Below are 17,825 nucleotides of genomic sequence, written 5' to 3' on the forward strand. Positions count from 1 at the left end.
TAAATCTCCTCGATTTTTAGGATGAAACTTAAAGTTACTCTAAACTGGAGGTTCGTAATCTTTCTTGTTATTGAAGAAACTGCATCTCCGGGATATGCTAAGCGATGGGATTTATATTATGATTTTGCTATTTCAGGAGATAATCTATCAAGAATTATTTGAGTTTCTGTTGTTAATCATTAAAATGGAAGGTTACTTAAAGTAAATATTCTTAAATGTTTTAGCGATGCTTTGGCGAATTGTGATAAAAAAAGGAAGCTTATGCATGATACAAGAGCTTCCTTTTTTATGGGCCTTTATTTAAGATTATCAATATTTTACATGATAATCTTTCTTAAACGCAGCGCCGTTCCAGGCCTTTTGGGAGGTCCATTCTTCTGCAGGATCACTCCAAAAAGGATTGTCGGCTGGGAGGCCTAAAGGTAAAAAACTTAAGGATGCCATGTATAAACTTCCGGTGGAGGTATAATAATCGGCTATTTCCGGAGTGTGTCCCGTAAATCCAAGTTTTAACCAGCCATTTTTATCAAACGCCTCGCCGCCAAGCATATTTTCAGTGACTTTAGTGAGTGCACATCGTACTTGTGCAGGACTGACACCTTCAGGAAGGTTTTCTTCCAATGCTACTTGTGCCAACGCTTGCATTGCACCGGTCCGATAGGTTATTGACCGTCCTATGACGGGAAATGTACCCACTGGCGAGATCATTCGTTCCAACTGATCGGCGTAGCGCACCATGCGTTTTAGCGCAAGATCGTAGTCAGCTTGCGGTTTTATGTTATGTTTGACCAAGATTTCCAAAGTATCCACCAACATGGGGTGAATTACAAACGAGTTGTAATAATCAAGCGCAAAGGTTGGTCCGTCACTGTACCATCCATCACCCACGTACCATTCGTCAAACTTATCGAGTGCTTTATCCACTGCTTTCTTATCCCAATCTTTTTCACCTATTGATAGCAAAAAAGATTCTGTTAACGCGGTGAAAAGTAACCAATTGCTATCGAATGCTTTTCGCGTTCTCAGTGCTTTAAGTTCTGTAATCACTCGTGTTTTAGTTTGTGCATCGAGTGGTTCCCATAATGCTTTTCTTGCTCTAACAAAACCATGGACCATATAAGCGGCATCCACAATGGGTTGATGCTCGTTTCTGAAATTCAAATAATCTGGACTTGATGGGTTCACTCCGTTAGCTATTCCTTTGAGTACATTCGCTCTTAGGGTGGCTCTCAATTTTCCTTCTTCAGAAGAATCATCAGGTAATGCCAACCACGGCGCTATTCCTGCCAAACATCGCCCAACGGCTTCCAAATAGGTGACGTTCTTTCGGCTATCGTAAAAAGGCGATTTTTCCACCAGCATGTTTTTTCGTAAAGTTCCCTTGGCCAGATTGGAAAAAATGGGATCGGCCATTTTATAAATAATATGTACCCATAAATCTCTATCATTCCCTGAAACAGGAAGGGGATGGGACAACTTAGTGTCGCTAGCCACCATTCCAAAGGGTGTGATGGCGGAAAGCATCACGGCTCCAGAAACTGATCCTAAAAATTTTCTTCGTTCCATTTTGTTTTTAAAATATATAAAATTATTAATCTGATTTTACAGATGTTTTATAATTGCTAACAATAATAAAGAAAAACGAGGTGACCAAAAGCTTCGTCACCTCGTCATTCCAGACTAAAACAAATTATTGCGGGGTATTCGCTTTAAAATTCTTTGAATCGACTTCAAAAGCTTTTATCCTTTATAATTGTCTCAATTAAAGCTCTTCATATCCAAGTTTGATGATATTAAAATCGGATATCTGAACCGTATTCCCTGTGGCATGCCACTTGTCATAAGTTAACTTGAAATAACGGTAACTGACCGTTTTAGGTAGATCGACGATGACTTCATTTTCTTCAACATTAATACTTAAGCCTTCAGCCACAGACTCAAAATCTACACCGTTGTTGCTTCCATACACACTTGCTTCCGCTAATCTTAAAAAAGCTGAAGCATTCTTGAGACGATGACGTAAGTAAAAGGCATCAAAATCTTCTTCCTTTTTCATATCAATAATAAAATACACTTCCTCATCGTTTCCAACGGTTATTCCTCCTAATGACTTTCCTGGTTTTACCAAAACCAAACAAGTAGGCTCTCCTTCCATAGTGCCGTAAGCATCTGGGTCATCGATTAAACTTTCTGGAGTCCCAACTACAGTACCATCAGCGAAATACGGGTGAGAGGTTGTGACTTCCCAACCATCGCGATCTAAATTTTGATAGGTTGTGTTTCTAACCTTAATTTTTATGGTTTTTTCTATATTACTGCCATCATCCGATTTAATGGAGATGTTAACATCACCAAGACCCACCGTGGTAAGAACCCCTCTACGGGTTATCGTTGCAACTGAAGTATCATCTGAAGCAAAGATTAGATCCTTGTTGGTAGCGAACTCTGGGTTAATACTAATGATTTCTGATAAATTAATGGATTTATCGATACCCATATAAAAATCTTGATATGCTGGATCTATATCCAAAGATTCAATCAAAAACAATTTACTATTCACTTTAACTGTTATGGAGGTCCATAAATCGGTATTGTTCACTGGATCTATCCTTAATGCCGCTTCACCAACTCCAATAGCGGTAATAACACCATCTTCGTTTACTTTAAAGACCTCTTCATTTGCGCTAGAGTACTCATAGCTGTACGCGTCTTTATCTTCAGCGTCATCTGGCAATAACTTCACATTGACCTTGTATGTATCGGCCACTTCCAATACGACAATGTCATCAGTTATGCCCTCCACTTCTATACGCGTTACTTTTATGACGTTTTCCTGTACGTCGTCATCTGAATTACAGGAAACAGTCATTATGGTAAGGGAAAGTAATACTATCCAAACAAACCCAATACTTTTCACTAATCTCATATTTTTATAGTTTATTCTCATGATTAAAATAACTTTACTAATTACTTATATAGATTGATATTATCATCTTGAATATCCTCCACATTGGCATGGGGCATTTCATAGCCAGCGGCATTGACTTCAGTAATTAGGGCATCTATTTGTTCTTGTGTGATTTTAAACGGTTTATTACCGTAATCGTTTATGGTTTTATCTATAGGAGTAAGGAAGCCCCACTTCTGGAAAAAGTCAATCATATTTAATCCTGAGATTTTACAAACCTGTCGGACAAAATCTAACTGCAATACAGCCTCTGTATTTGCACTAGTATTTAAATTATTGGTGATACGATAGTGCTCATAAAGATCCTTATAGAAATCTTCTTTGCCCAAAGCGTCAACCATATATAGTTTCAGTTGCCAGAAAGGTACAAGTTTTACCATAAATTCATTGGATGCATTGTCCAATGCGTGAGGTGCTCCTGCGTCTATAATTTGAGTCTTCGCCTCAGCATAAGTTCCATCAACAAGTAGTTTCGAAGGCTCTCCAAATTCGGTCTGTACATACATAGACATAATGTTATTGGTAACTTCAGTTGTTCCAGCCCATTTTAATGCTGGCCTAAGTTGATTGACATGGCCTACTTCATGAGCAGGACCCCATAGACGGGCTTCAAAACGATCCGCATTACAAAATATCTCTGCATAACTAGAGGTGTACGCAGTTCGGTAATTTGTAGCATATGGGCTAGCTCCATTGTAGTCTATGTGAAAATACATTCTGTTCTTAAACATTTTGTCATATTTTTCCAATCCAGCAAATTCCGATTCCAAATAGACCAAACGGTCGTATTTTTCAAGAACACTCACAATATCCGTGTTGAATGATCGGAAATTTTCGGTTGTCCAGGTTATATGGGAACGCAAGCCGAGTACATCTATATCTTGATATGATGCGTTGTTGAGTATCGATGACCAGTCCTCACTAGTGTGTTTTGCTAAATCAAAATAGCCGTTGACTTTAGCATTGACAAAATGAATATCTACTGATTTGGCTGTAGCGGCAGCCTTATCTGCTTCGGATTCCAAAATGAGTGGAATGTCATCTGCGGTAAGGTTTTGGACATAGATGAGCCCTCCAGCATCCATATTCAATCGGTTTTCTCCTTCTTGGAGTGGATAGCTTTTGGCGTTGCCAAACCCAACATTTAAATCCTGAACAATTAATGATATGTTCTGCTTGTAAGCCCCTCCAACAATCACGACCAATTCCTCTCCTTCTTCTACATAAATTCCTGTTGGATTATCTCTTAAACTATATGGTGAAGTTTTGTTAATTGCACTTTGAATCGATGGATTTTGATACGGGCGGAAAGATGCCACTCTAAACTCACGATCGTATTCTCCAACAAATAGGTCTAAAGCTAAATTGCGTAACTCATCATCTGGAATGGCTTTCAATTGAGCTTCGGTGACGACATCCTTCAAAACTGAGAAGACATCATCTTCAAAAATGGATGAATAATCGTAGCCTGTGTTGCCATCTTGATAAAACTCCATTTCTGCACAACTGATTCGATTTTGATAGGCTGAATAAATATCAAAACGCACTTTCGCGGCATTTACAATCGGAGTTTCCAATTTCATTATGGTTGGATTATGGTTGCCATCCCCGCGTTCGTATTCGCCCACCTTTGTAAAGGTGTCTGGTGCATCTTTTGTTGATACCCATACTTCATATTCGTTAAACGATCCCCATTTGTTTCCTGAATCCGATCGCGGATAATAAATAATCCTATTTAACGTATGGCCTTCCTCAAGTGTATATTCTATTTGGAAAGGCCATTCCGTAATAGCGCCAAATTTCGAATTGAAATAAGTTTCATAATCGCCATCATATGACTTTTCAAGACCGCGGTCTTCATTTACAGTTTCTTCGGAAGTTGCCTTGCCACTAATAACCTCAATAAGTTGATCACCAACGGCAGCATCTTGACTAATAGGCACCTTACGACTATAATCTCCATAGTCTATAGTTAAAATAGTGTTTCGTGGAGATTCATAATAGTTGGGCATGGTAGTTACATGCAAATAGTTGCCTTCTAAATTAAGTGTACACCAATCCTTTCCATTATCAGAGACCCGGTAGGTAACATCCTGTGGATCGATATCGTTTGTGAGTACTAAATACACATCTTTAGTTCCACCGCTAGCATTAAAATCTAATTCCAGGGGCAAGACCTTTAGCCATCCATCATTTTCGGAGTCTATGACATTATCTTTATCACAAGAATGAACTCCAACGACAAAAATCATAAGTAAGGCATAAATCCAGACTTTTCTTTTATAAATTAGTTTCGTTATCATCTTTTTATCTTATTTGATTATGTTATTTAATTGGCATGATCAATAGGTTCAATATTACTTTCAGAACCAGCATATCCTTCATTTTGATTGATATGACCTTGAACGTTTACACTTATGGCTGACTCAGAGATCGGCCATAGTACATGCCATGGCGCAAGGGTATATTCATTTCCAATTTGATTGGTAACACCTAGATTATAAAAGTTTGTCACCGATGAAATATGATCAAAAAAGAAGTTGTTTTCAGAAAAATTGGTTAAGGAATAACTTTTGCCATTATCGGCTGCGATTCCTGTTTTTGCGTAGATATAAGAAATTCGTGTGAGCTCTGTTTTTCTTGGTTCTTCATAGAACAATTCACGAGCACGCTCATCAATCAATTGGCGCATATTTATTTCTGCAGTAGTCAATGGTCTGGCACCCGCTCTTTCTCTTACCGCATTGATGTCAATCATGGCATTGGATAAATCACCTTTCCAGATATGAGCTTCTGCCCGGAGCAAATAGGTTTCTGCTAAACGGAAAATGTACCAAGCAGCGCTACCACCTCTCCAGTTGGCAGTTTTTTGATCCGGAACATTTGATTTGTAGTTTGGCCAACCTCCCCAACCTCGAATGGTATCCTTACAAATTGCACTCACATCACCACCTACCGATGCCAACGCCTCTTTAATAGGTCTTCCAAACCATTCGCTTTTACCTTCTAAATTTGGACTGTTATAATTGAACTCTTCAACATGCATCCAATTCTTAGATTCACGATCGTGACGTAAATCGGTATTGTCCAATTTCCAGATTAAATCTTGCTGGTAACTAGTGGAGCGTAAGGTGAAAATACCTCGTCCGTACTCAGCCAAATATGGATTTTTAACTTCGTCATTATCCACAAATGCATTTTCTCCATTTGGCGTAGATATCATTCCTGGATAAGAATACCATGGAATGACCTGACGTTTAATTTCCAACCCTGTAGGCGTTGCAGATTCATCTTCATACTCGTCGGTCACAACATATAATGCTTCCCTGTTTTCTGAAGATGTTTTGTTTTTATTTTGATGTAGGTCCCAGGTCACGTTTTTTGTGGGATCATCAGAGCCAACGGCATTACCAAAACGTTGTGTCATTAACGAATGTGATCCTCCGTCAATTACAGCGGAGGCTGATGCGATAGCATCATCAAATTCGGCAAGTGCCAGATTGATTTTAGTAAGCAAATGATAGGCTGCGCCTTGAGTAACCATTCCTATGTGGACGTTTTTTGGCATAAATTCTACGGTCAGGTCGAGATCTTCTTTCATTTGTCTTAAAATCACCTCCCTTTTTGTAGTATAGAAGTCATAACGCGGACCGGTAACTTCTTCCGCAATAAATGGGACATCACCAAACTGGTTTACTAATCTATAATATCGGTAAGCACGATGAAAGTAGGCCAATGCTAAAACTTCTTTCTTTTGATTTTCGTTATCAAATTCTGCAAATTCGGACCGGGAAATTATAGTATTTGCGTCCTTAATACCTTTATACAGTGCTTGCCAATAAAAATGGACTCGTGCTCTATTTCCGCCACTTAGGTTTGCGCTTGGCGTAATTTGACGCACCAAATCCTGAGGAGCACTTGCATCATCCACACGACCGTTTACACCGATATCTGAAAAGAAGGCCTCGGTTAAATAGGCAGGATCTTGTGAAAATCCTGTTGGATAAAACTCTAAATAACGCACATCACGATTCAACATATCCGTTCCGGTTTTCAACCCTTGATAATCTTGAAATGCATTTTCTGGCGTATAAAAGGATAAGGGTTTTGGATCTAACCAATCATCGCTACAGCCTACAGCCATCATTAGAGCTGTAAACAAAACGAAATATCCTACGATTTTATTTATATTTTTCATAATCTTCATTTTTTAAAAGGTTACATTAAATCCTAATAATATACTGATGGGCACGTTACTGCCGGAAAGCTCAGGGTCTTCTCCTGGCCAATTGCTCCAATAGGCGATATTTTTACCGGTTAGGTTTAAATTCATATCTGAAATTTTTAATTGCTTCAAAAGTGAATCAGGGAGTGTGTACCCGATAGATACATTATCCAATCGAATAAAATCCGCCTTTCTCCAAACCGAATAGCCAATACCGCTAGGTGCCTTAGAACTTAATCTTGCATAATCATTGGTTGGGTTATCCTCACTCCAATATTCCGTTATAATTTGGTTGGTGGTGTTTATTAATGCACCATCATTTTTAGCACGGTTGAACGCTTTTTTCTGACCTAAATAAGAATATAGGTTGAACGAGAAGTTGAAGTTTTTATAGGTAAAGGTATTTCGCATGCTCAATCGGGTGGTAGGCACCTTAGATCCTTGAAATTCCTTGTCGTCGTTGTTGTATTTTTGGTTGCCATCTTTGTCCAAGAATTTGAAATCTCCAGGTGATTGGCCATAGACTGCAGCTTCATCTTTTTCGTCTATTTGCCATACGCCCAGAATATTATAATCCCAAATCTCATCAATGGACTTTCCTATGAACCATCCGTTGCCGATGTCGTCTGCTTCTTTTTGCCCGATAACATTTCCATTATCATCTAAAATATTCTGCATCAAGCCGTGCAATGAATTAATTCTGTTTTTGTTATATGAATACCCCAAAAAGGTTTCCCATTTGAAATTATCGTTTCTTATGTTGGTTGAATTTATAGATAGTTCTATTCCTTTGTTTTCTACCTCACCAATATTACCCCATACACTTGAAAAGCCTATGATGTCCGGCAAGTCACGTTGGATAAGCAAGTCGTTGGTTTTCTTTTGGTAGACATCTACACTTCCCGTGATTCTATTATTTATAAAACCAAAATCGAATCCAATATTATATGATTCTGTGCTTTCCCATTTTAAGTTGGAGTTTGCCATTCTATAGGCATAATATGCATTGATGCTGATTGGTTCGCCAGAAGCATCATAGTATAAATATTTCCGAGCGTCAAGGTTCATTAAAGCTTGATACATTCCAATGTCTCTGTTGCCATTTAACCCCCAAGACAATCGGAGTTTTCCATAGTTGAACGCATCGGATTTTGGAAAAAAGGATTCGTTTGTAAATACCCAACCTGCCGCAATGGAAGGGAAGGTCGCTCGAGGTTGGTCCTGACCAAAAGCTGAATACCCATCACGGCGAACTGTCCCTGTCAACATATATCGGTCGTCATAACTGTAATGTAATCGCGCCATAAGTGCGTCACCTGTGCTATAGGTATCATTGCTGGAAATTTTCGGATTGGTTCCCCATTCAATACCGTGTGCTCCTAATATATCACTCGGTTGAAAGCCGCTATTGGTCATGGAATCTGACCATGTTTGTAACTTCTCCAAGTTAGCTAAGAATGTGAAATCGAAATCATGCTTTCCAAACTCTCTTTTCCATTTCAAAGTGTTGTCCAATTGCCAGTTATAGGTTCTGGAATTCGATCGTGATGCTGTATTTGTGGCATCAGCCCATAGTGGGTGTGAGGTTGAATTATGATTTAGATAGTTACGCCACTGGAAACGCGGCGAGAATGTAGACTGCACAGAAAAACCATGTGGTAAACTAATCTTTAAATATATTGCGGAGTTTAAAATACTATAATTGTCCATTCTATCGATATACTCTCTATCTAAAAATGGATTGTAGCCGTTTAAATTGTCATTAGGATAATACTTGTAGGTTTCACCGTCAGTTTCGTAGAGACTTCCGTATGGAGAAAGTGGTTGATACCCCCCGACGCTTATGGCACTTTCATCGCGGTTAATAAATTGGGTGTTGACCCCAAATGTTAAGAAGTCCGTCACCTTCGATTCCAAGTTTAATCGTGCTCGGACTGCAGAATATCCAGATCCTACTTGATTGGCTTCGTTATCAATATAGTTGAACGACGTATAATAGGAGGTGTTCTCCGTTCTGCCAGATAGGCTCAAAGAATAATCCTTGCTAATGGCTGTGCGATAGGTCATATCTTTCCAATTGAGCACCCGGCCCGCCATATAGTTTTCTCTCTCAATGTCTGAAAACCCTAATCTTGTAAACCACACGCCGGTAGGGTCGCCACTTGAGTTTGTCATAGCCATCCAGTCCACCAGATCCCTATTTGATAAATTCTTAGGATTGTCATAATAGCCTTGCTGTCTGCCTTTGTTCTGTGCTTTCATCACTTCTTGTCTGTAAGCAATAAACTCCTCACCTTGGTAAACTTCTGGTAAGGAATTGGTAAACGCGGAGGTCAAAATTGATGAAAAGCGAATGACCGGTTTTCCGGCTTTTCCTTTTTTGGTGGTGATCAAAATGACACCATTCGCGGCCTTGGCACCATAAACAGCAGCCGAACTGGCATCTTTTAAAACATCAACTCGCTCAATATCCTGTGGGTTGATGTCTGTAAGTTCTCCGTCATAGATAACGCCATCCAAAACAAATAATGGAGTAGTACTGCCACGTAAATTGTTTTTACCACGGATAAGAATATTCCCTGCATTTCCTTTCGCGCTATTGGATATTCCCATGGATAATCCAGGAACATTGGTTCGCAATAGATCTTGTACTGTTGCAGGTTGTTCTTTTTTAAGTTGGTCGGCATTAACGGTGCCCAATGCACCCGTTAAATCTCTTTTCTTCATCGTTCCATAACCAACAACTACCACTTCATCAAGCTGGGCAATATCTTCTTGGAGGATGACCGTAATAAAGTCTTGGTTTTCAACCTTAATTTCATTGGTCTGATAACCCATGAAGGAAAATACAAGGACTTCTCCTTCTTTGGCATTAATACTAAAGTTTCCATCGAAATCGGTGATCACACCTCGCGTTGTATTCTTGACAAGAACGTTGGCACCTAAGATGGGTAAGCGATTTTGATCTAAAACTTCTCCTTTTATTTCTTGGGCGTTAACCCATGAAACTGAAAGGAAATAAAAGGCTAACACGGGTAAGATTCTTATAAGTGGTGTTTTTACGAATAAGAATGGTTTCAAAAAATGTTTCATAATGTTGGTCTAATTAATAATTATAATCTCGTGAAAGGTTCACACTCGGCACTGTTACTGTAGTCAATAATGTCAATAAATCTTTTAATTCCATGGTTACATTTGTGTTTTATGCCCTTGTCCCAACGTGTAAGCATTTGTGTATGCCTTAAAAACGAATCCACTTCAAATGGAAACTTAAAGGTGGAACTTGATGGGCATTTTATAGTTTGTAAATTTCACTTCCGGCCAACAAAAAAGCACCCACTCCATAAGGGGCAGTCATGTCTGCGGTCACTTTTTTGGGATCAGCTCCAATTGGTTGCACCCAACCTAACTTTCCTTCCTCCTCTACAATAGACAGTAGTGACTCCCAAGCTTTATCTGTAATTGGACAATAAAATGTCCTATCTAATAATCCGTTATTAATTCCATAAGCAATGGCATAGGTTATTAATGCCGTTGCACTTGTTTCCGGTGCAGGATAGCTATCAGGATCCAGGAGGCTTGCATGCCAAAAACCGGATTCACTCTGTAGCGATGCAAGTCTTGGAATAAACTCCTTAAACAAGTTTTCATAAAAAGGTCGGTATTGGGAGTCTTTTGACAATTGCTTTAATATGCTGACCAATCCAGCTGCCACCCAACCGTTTCCTCTTCCCCAGAACACTTTTTCTCCATTGTTTTCTGTTTTATTGAAATAGCTATCATCCCTGAAAAACAACTTATCATCGGGACTATATAGATGGTTGTATGTGCGTTTAAATTCCGCATCCATAAAAGCCAGATACTTTTCATCATTCTCTATCTCGGCTAAATGCGCATACACCGGAGGTGCCATAAAAAGCGCATCGCACCAGGTCCAAGATTGTTTGTTTCTGTAATTCATGTTCGAGTTCCCTGGATTGCTCAGAACCCAATCCGCACGCTCACGGACCGATGTAAGCATTTCCGGATCGCCGTAGGTGTCATAGGCATTTAAATACAACTGGCCAATACAGAACTCATCAGCATGATAAAGTTGATAGTGTGCATTATTTTTAAAATTACTTGGCATTATCCAAGAGGTTTTTTCACCAATTCCCTTAAGCCACTTTATAAAGGTTGGGTTATTATTATCAGTTTTGGCCCACTCGTTTAAACCCAAATAAAAGGTTGCATTGGTCCATGAGTCAATACCTTGGTCATGTAGGTTTCCAGTTGTACTATAAGAGAAATTATCAATCTGCCAATTGACAATTTTGGTTAATTCCTCTTTTATCTCGTTCTTACTAACACAAGGTTTTTCTGTCTTCTCTATTTCATTAGGTTTGCTATCTTCTTTTTTGTCATTACACCCAAAATTGAGCAGTGAAAAGAGAAGAAATGTGACACACAAGATGTAGTAATTATTTTTTTTCATTAAAAGTGATTTATGGTGATTACAAATGTATTTTCATCAGGCTGTTAAACTCTTGTCCTATTTGGTTTATGTTTTGCTGCTTTTGCTTTTTGTTATATAAATCGATACTTTTTAGCGAATTGAAATTGTATATTCGGACAAAATCATATGGTCACCATTATTATAATCTTCTATTAAAAATGAAGTTGATTTTCAATTTGCTCAAATTTTTATTTTTCTTCTTGATTGGAACGGTCGCTTTATCACAAGAAAAAGGAGACTACCAATTTCAGACCTTTTCTCCCGAAGGCGGTTTTAATTATGACGGGGTCAAAAAAATTCAACAAGATTCAAATGGCTTTATATGGATATTAATGGACAATGACCTGTTTCGTTTTGATGGTTACGAGCATAAGTCTTATCAAAGTCATTTTAATCAAAATGATGTGCAGTTGGAAAAAACCTTTAGAGATATTGTTGCGGACCAAAATGGGCAATTATATGTCTCGGTGACGGATGGGTTATATGCTTATGACATATTGCAGAACACCTTCACCAGAATACGTGAAGATGATTTTCTTTATTTATGGTCCACTGCGGACAAGACTTTATTGACCACCAAATCAAACCACCTGGGTAAATATGATAGGGAAACCGACCAGTTTACTGAACTTTCATATAAAGGAAAACCACTCACTAGGGTTCAGTCTATTGTCCCCGAAGAAAATGGATTCTTTTTTTTGTCCTGGGGTAGAAATATTTTTAGATACAATAATGATACAGAAGAGGTAACACTGTTTTATGCGTTTAAAAATGATAATTCTATAAAAGGCTTTTGCAAGATCAACAATACAATTTGGTGTCTTTCCACGGATAACATATTGAATGCCATTGATATTCCGACAGGAGAATTTATGGATAGTTTCGAATTTATATCAGATGCGGAAAATGTTTATTCTAAAATGATTCTTGCCGATAAGAATGAAAATATTTGGGTTGCTAGTCAAAATGGATTGTATGTGTACAATACAAAAACCAACTCATATCAACATTATGTGCATCATAAAATGGATCCTTTTAGCTTACCGAACAACTCTATTTGGACTATAGAAGAAGATGCACAACGAAATCTCTGGATAGGAACATATTCTGGTGGACTAAGCTATGTCAATCTTGATAAAAAAAATCATTTTGAATCTTATTCCACCATTAATAGTCCCTTAAACCAAAATCTTGTCAGTGGTTTTGCCGAGGACAAAGAAAATTTTTGGATCGCTACCGAAGGTGGTGGTATTAACCAAGTTGATAAAGAAACAAACGCTTATACATTTCATGAGTCTGACGTTAATTCCAATAGTATATCTTCAAACAATGTCAAATCGTTAATAATAGATCATAATGAGAACCTATGGTTTGCTACATTTAGGGGAGGTTTGGGCTTCTACAATACTAAAACCAAAAAGTTTAAAAATTACAGACACAGTTTTAATGACCCCAATTCTATCTTAAATGATGATTTAAGAAAACTAAGCTTAAATTCTGATTCTGGCTTTTGGATAATCTATCAGACCAAAAGTTTGGATTTGTCATACTATAGCATTGAAGAAGGTCTTTTTACCCATTATAAAATAAGCACAGAGGATCCTAATTATTATATTTTTGATATATGCCAAGGTAGTGATGGGTTGGTATGGGTTCTTACCCACAATAAGCTGTATGCTTTAAATAGAGAAACTGGAGAAACAAAAAAAATAAGACTACCTGATTCTTCGTTACTCTACGGACAAACGCTTGCTATGGATGGCAACGAGAATTTATGGATTGGAACGGTTGGAAAGGGCCTTTATAGATATAATACAAAAACCGGGGTTTTTAAAAATTTTGACGAAATTTTAAAATTTGGCGTTTCCACTATTTTCAGTATTATTCTCGATGCTAAAAATGATTTATGGTTAGGAACAGACAATGGGTTGTTCTATTACAATACATCAACAAATGAAATTTTCAGATTTGATAAAGATGATGGCGTTCAAGGACAAGTCTTTTATCCTTTAGCCACATATCGGGATAAATCAGGGAAGTTATATTTTGGCGGAACAGAAGGTTTTACAATTATAAAACCTACCGAAATTGTCCAAGACACTACCAAGGCGAAGGTCAATATTTCCAGTTTTTTTATAGATAATATTCCTACAAACCCACCAGTCGATGATGGTGATAAATTGGGGGATACCATACGTTTCCCAGAAACGATCGAACTGAACCATAAGCAATCGAACTTTGGATTTACGTTCACATCCAACAGTTATTTGACACCAAAAAACAACCGTTTCAAATATCGGTTAAAAGGATATGATAACCGTTGGATTGAGGTAGATGCTTCTAACCGCAATGTTTTCTATTCGAAGGTGCCTCCAGGAACATATACTTTTGAAGTCGTCGCTGCCAATAGCGATGGCGTATGGGGATGGCCATTAGATATAACAATAAAACGAATCCCCGCACCTTGGTTTAGCTGGTGGGCCTATACTATTTATTTCTCGATTGCATCATCGGTGATTTTTGTGCTCGTTCGGTATTATTACAATCAAAAGAAACTAAAAATGCAACTTTATCTTGATAAACTAAATCAAGAAAAAAAAGAAGAAATCCATCAATCTCAGTTAACCTTCTTTACGAGTATCTCTCATGATTTTCGAACGCCACTCTCATTGATTAGCGCCGCTGTTGATAAGTTAAGGGAAGAAGGTTTAAAAGAATATTATTATCGGATTTTAAGTGGGAACACAAAGCGTTTATTGGGGCTTGTTACTGAATTGATGGATTTTAGGAAGATTGAAAGTGATAAAATGCCACTTCAGGTAACGAAATCGGATATCAATAATTTAGTGAACATCTTTGCCTTTGATTTTAAAGATTACGCACTTCAGCATAGTATAAATTTTAAGATTGATCTCGATCCCAAAATACCGAAAGATATATATATCGATAAACACATCTTGGAAAAGGTAATTATGAACCTCTTAAATAATGCATTTAAGTTTACTAAGAATGATGGAACTATTTCGTTAAGCACCCATAGCAACAGAAGTGATTTCTATTCGGACTATTCTAACGCCGTTACCATAGGAGAGTCCAATCTGGAAGAGAATTGTTTTTGCATTGTTATAAGAGATACAGGTATCGGTATTTCTAACGAAGCGCTTCCACTGATTTTTGACTCTTATTATAAGGCAAAAACAGAGGATTTCACATCTGTTTTTGGAACGGGCATCGGATTGTTCATAATAAAAAACCTGGTTTTATTGCATAAAGGTGAAATAACCGTGTTTAGTGAGCAAGGAAAGGGCTCAGATATTATTGTCTGTTTTCCTTTGGATCCCAGTATATATGGTCCCGAAGACTTCCTAAGGATAGAGGCCTTGGAAGAAACCTCCTCTCCTGCGGTTTTGACTGAAGAATCTGCAACTAACGGACTTGAGTCTGAGGGATTTGTTGTTGAAAATTTTATCAAAGACAAAAAACGCATTCTTTTGGCTGAGGACAATGATGATCTACGACAAATGATTGCTGATTATTTATCTTCGGATTTTGAAATTATTGAAGCCGAAAATGGGCTGATAGCTTCAAACATTCTTAAAAAGACCCATGTAGATCTTATTGTTAGCGATATTATGATGCCCATAAAAGATGGGATCACATTTTGTAAAGAAGTAAAGGAGAACATGGAACATTCTCATATTCCATTTATTCTATTGACCGCAAAAGCCGGATTGGATAGTAAGTTGGAAGGCGCCGATTCTGGAGCCGATATCTATTTGGAAAAACCAATCGATTTCAATTTATTGCGATTATCCCTTCGAAATGTGTTTAACCAACAGCAGCAAATGCGCGAATATTATGCAAAGAACTTCTTTGCTGAAACGCATGAACTTACGACCAATAAAAGAGAAAGTGATTTTATGAGGAAGTTCATTGCTATTTTAGATGAAAATCTGGATAAGCCACAGATGGATGTTAATAAAATTGCTTCTGAACTTTCTATGAGTAGGAGTAAGCTCTACAATAAAATAAAGAGTATCACTGGCAATTCAATTATTGAGTTCATAAAAAGTTATCGCTTGCGCAAGGCCGCCAATTTAATTATTGATACTAACTTATCGATGCGGGAAATAATGATTATGATAGGAATCGAGAGTCAATCGTATTTTTCACGATCGTTTAAAAAAGAATTTGGCGAAACACCAACCAGTTTTGGAGCAAAGCACAAAAATTGAATTTAAAATGATGATCGGCTTGTTTCCATAAAATGATGATTATAGTGTTTCATTATTTCGTTAATTTCTTATAAACCTAGTATATATTATAGAAATACTCCTCCTTTTAGCCTAAATGATACCCACTTCAATTATATTAAATGGGTTTTCTTTGTTAAAATGAGTACCTGACCACGAAGGTTAAATTAGTTCTGAATAAATTTAAAGATAGAAAATTGAATAGGGAATATGATGCCATTGTTATCGGCACTGGAATTTCAGGTGGCTGGGCAGCTAAAGAATTGTGTGAGCAAGGACTTAAAACTTTGGTGCTTGAGCGCGGCAGAATGGTGAGCCACGGAGATTACCCCACCGCCACTAAAGACGTCTGGGAATTTGATTATCGTGGTAAGCCAAGTGCCGATTCCAATTCTAAGCAAAAAACTCAAAGTCGGACTGGTTTTGTTACCCAGGAAACAACGGCCCATTGGTTTGTAAACGATATCGAACACCCCTATAACGAAACCAAACGTTTTGATTGGATAAGAGGCTATCATGTTGGCGGCCGGTCACTAACCTGGGGTAGACAGGCATTGAGAATGAGTGACCTCGATTTTGAGGCCAATAAATTGGAAGGGATTGCCGTGGATTGGCCCATTCGTTATAGGGACATAGAACCTTGGTATACAAAAGTGGAGAAATTCATCGGTGTCTGCGGTGAGAATTTAGGATTGCCTCATTTGCCGGATGGTCATTTTTCGCCCGCCATGCCCTTAAATGAGGTGGAAAAGGACTTTCGGTATCAAATTTCCAAACATTATAAAGATAGATATTTAACTATGGGACGATTTGCCAATCTTACTGGTAATACACATCATATAGGGAGGTCAAATTGTGTATACAGAAATAGGTGTATGCGCGGCTGTCCGTTAGGTGCCTATTTTAGCAGCAACTCGTCCACTTTGCCCGCTGCGGAACGTACGGGCAATATGACAATAAGACCTTATTCGATAGTCTCTGAGATTCTATATGACGATACCAGCAAAAAAGCAACCGGAGTCAAAATAATTGATGCCGAAACTTACGAAACTCTGGAGTTTTCTGCTAAAGTCATTTTTTGTTGTGCGTCTACGGTGGGGACAACCAGCATTTTATTGCAATCAAAATCTGATAGATTTCCTAACGGATTGGGTAATGATAGTGGAGAATTGGGTCATAATTTAATGGACCACCATTTTCGAGTTGGGGCGTCTGGCACCACCACAAAATTTAAAAATGTACCCTATTCCAATAATCGTCCAGCAAGTTTTCACATTCCGCGATTTAGAAATTTAAATAGGAGTGAACCCCAATCCAATTTTTTAAGAGGCTATTCCTTTCAGGGTAGTGCCAGCAGAACTGATTGGCGAAGAGCCATCAAAGAACTGAGCTATGGCAAAGACTTTAAGGATGATCTCTTAAAACCTGGACCATGGCGTATAGGACTCACCGGTTTTGGTGAATGTTTGCCATATCATGAGAACAAAATGGCCTTAGATTATGACAAGAAAGACCAATGGGGCTTGCCAACCGTTACTTTTGATGCTGAATTTAAAGATAATGAATTGGAGATGCGAAAAGACATGCAAGAGGAAGCCATTAGAATGTTAAGGCTCGCTGGTTTTGAAGATGTCAAAGGATTTGATACGACGGCCTATTTAGGACATGCCATCCATGAGATGGGAACGGCCAGAATGGGACATGACCCTAAAACTTCGGTGTTGAACAGATTCAACCAAATTCACGCCGTCCCAAACGTATATGTCACTGATGGTTCCTGTATGACCTCTTCAGGAAACCAGAACCCCTCATTGACTTATATGGCTCTCACTGCAAGGGCAGTTGATCATGCGGTGAAACAGTTTAAAGATAACTTATGGTAAT

8 protein-coding genes are annotated in these 17,825 nt (G+C 38.2%); 2 read left to right on the top strand and 6 right to left on the bottom strand.

Annotation, left to right across the window (positions count from 1 at the left end; genetic code table 11):
- Nucleotides 1-309: 309 nt before the first annotated feature.
- The 6 genes from J4051_RS13665 to J4051_RS13690 form a co-directional block, all read right to left on the bottom strand.
- Nucleotides 310-1,566 carry a DUF2264 domain-containing protein gene (locus J4051_RS13665; RefSeq protein WP_236027447.1) on the bottom strand — a complete coding sequence of 419 codons (1,257 nt, stop codon included), beginning with the start codon at nt 1,564-1,566 and terminating at the stop codon, nt 310-312.
- 196 nt (nt 1,567-1,762) lie between these two features.
- Nucleotides 1,763-2,926: a discoidin domain-containing protein gene (locus J4051_RS13670; protein WP_208234440.1), complete on the bottom strand. Its 1,164-nt coding sequence runs from the start codon at nt 2,924-2,926 to the stop codon at nt 1,763-1,765.
- Nucleotides 2,927-2,967: 41 nt separating this feature from the next.
- Nucleotides 2,968-5,271, bottom strand: coding sequence for a M60 family metallopeptidase (locus J4051_RS13675; RefSeq protein ID WP_208234441.1), 2,304 nt, complete (start codon nt 5,269-5,271; stop codon nt 2,968-2,970).
- 26 nt (nt 5,272-5,297) lie between these two features.
- The gene (locus tag J4051_RS13680) at nt 5,298-7,166 is read right to left on the bottom strand and encodes a RagB/SusD family nutrient uptake outer membrane protein (RefSeq protein ID WP_208234442.1); all 1,869 of its coding nucleotides are present in this window, start codon (nt 7,164-7,166) and stop codon (nt 5,298-5,300) included.
- Between the two features lie 12 nt (nt 7,167-7,178).
- The gene (locus J4051_RS13685; RefSeq protein ID WP_208234443.1) at nt 7,179-10,286 is read right to left on the bottom strand and encodes a SusC/RagA family TonB-linked outer membrane protein; all 3,108 of its coding nucleotides are present in this window, start codon (nt 10,284-10,286) and stop codon (nt 7,179-7,181) included.
- Between the two features lie 202 nt (nt 10,287-10,488).
- Nucleotides 10,489-11,667: a glycoside hydrolase family 88/105 protein gene (locus J4051_RS13690; protein ID WP_208234444.1), complete on the bottom strand. Its 1,179-nt coding sequence runs from the start codon at nt 11,665-11,667 to the stop codon at nt 10,489-10,491.
- A 179-nt stretch (nt 11,668-11,846) separates the two neighbouring features.
- Between J4051_RS13690 and J4051_RS13695 the strand changes: the two genes are divergently transcribed.
- Together J4051_RS13695 and J4051_RS13700 are read left to right on the top strand one after the other, a co-directional pair.
- Nucleotides 11,847-15,923, top strand: coding sequence for a hybrid sensor histidine kinase/response regulator transcription factor (locus J4051_RS13695; RefSeq protein ID WP_208234445.1), 4,077 nt, complete (start codon nt 11,847-11,849; stop codon nt 15,921-15,923).
- 215 nt (nt 15,924-16,138) lie between these two features.
- Nucleotides 16,139-17,824, top strand: coding sequence for a GMC oxidoreductase (locus J4051_RS13700; protein ID WP_208234446.1), 1,686 nt, complete (start codon nt 16,139-16,141; stop codon nt 17,822-17,824).
- Nucleotide 17,825: the final 1 nt, after the last annotated feature.

The organism is Gelidibacter pelagius, from assembly GCF_017581925.1.
Classification (GTDB): Bacteria; Bacteroidota; Bacteroidia; order Flavobacteriales; family Flavobacteriaceae; genus Gelidibacter; species Gelidibacter pelagius.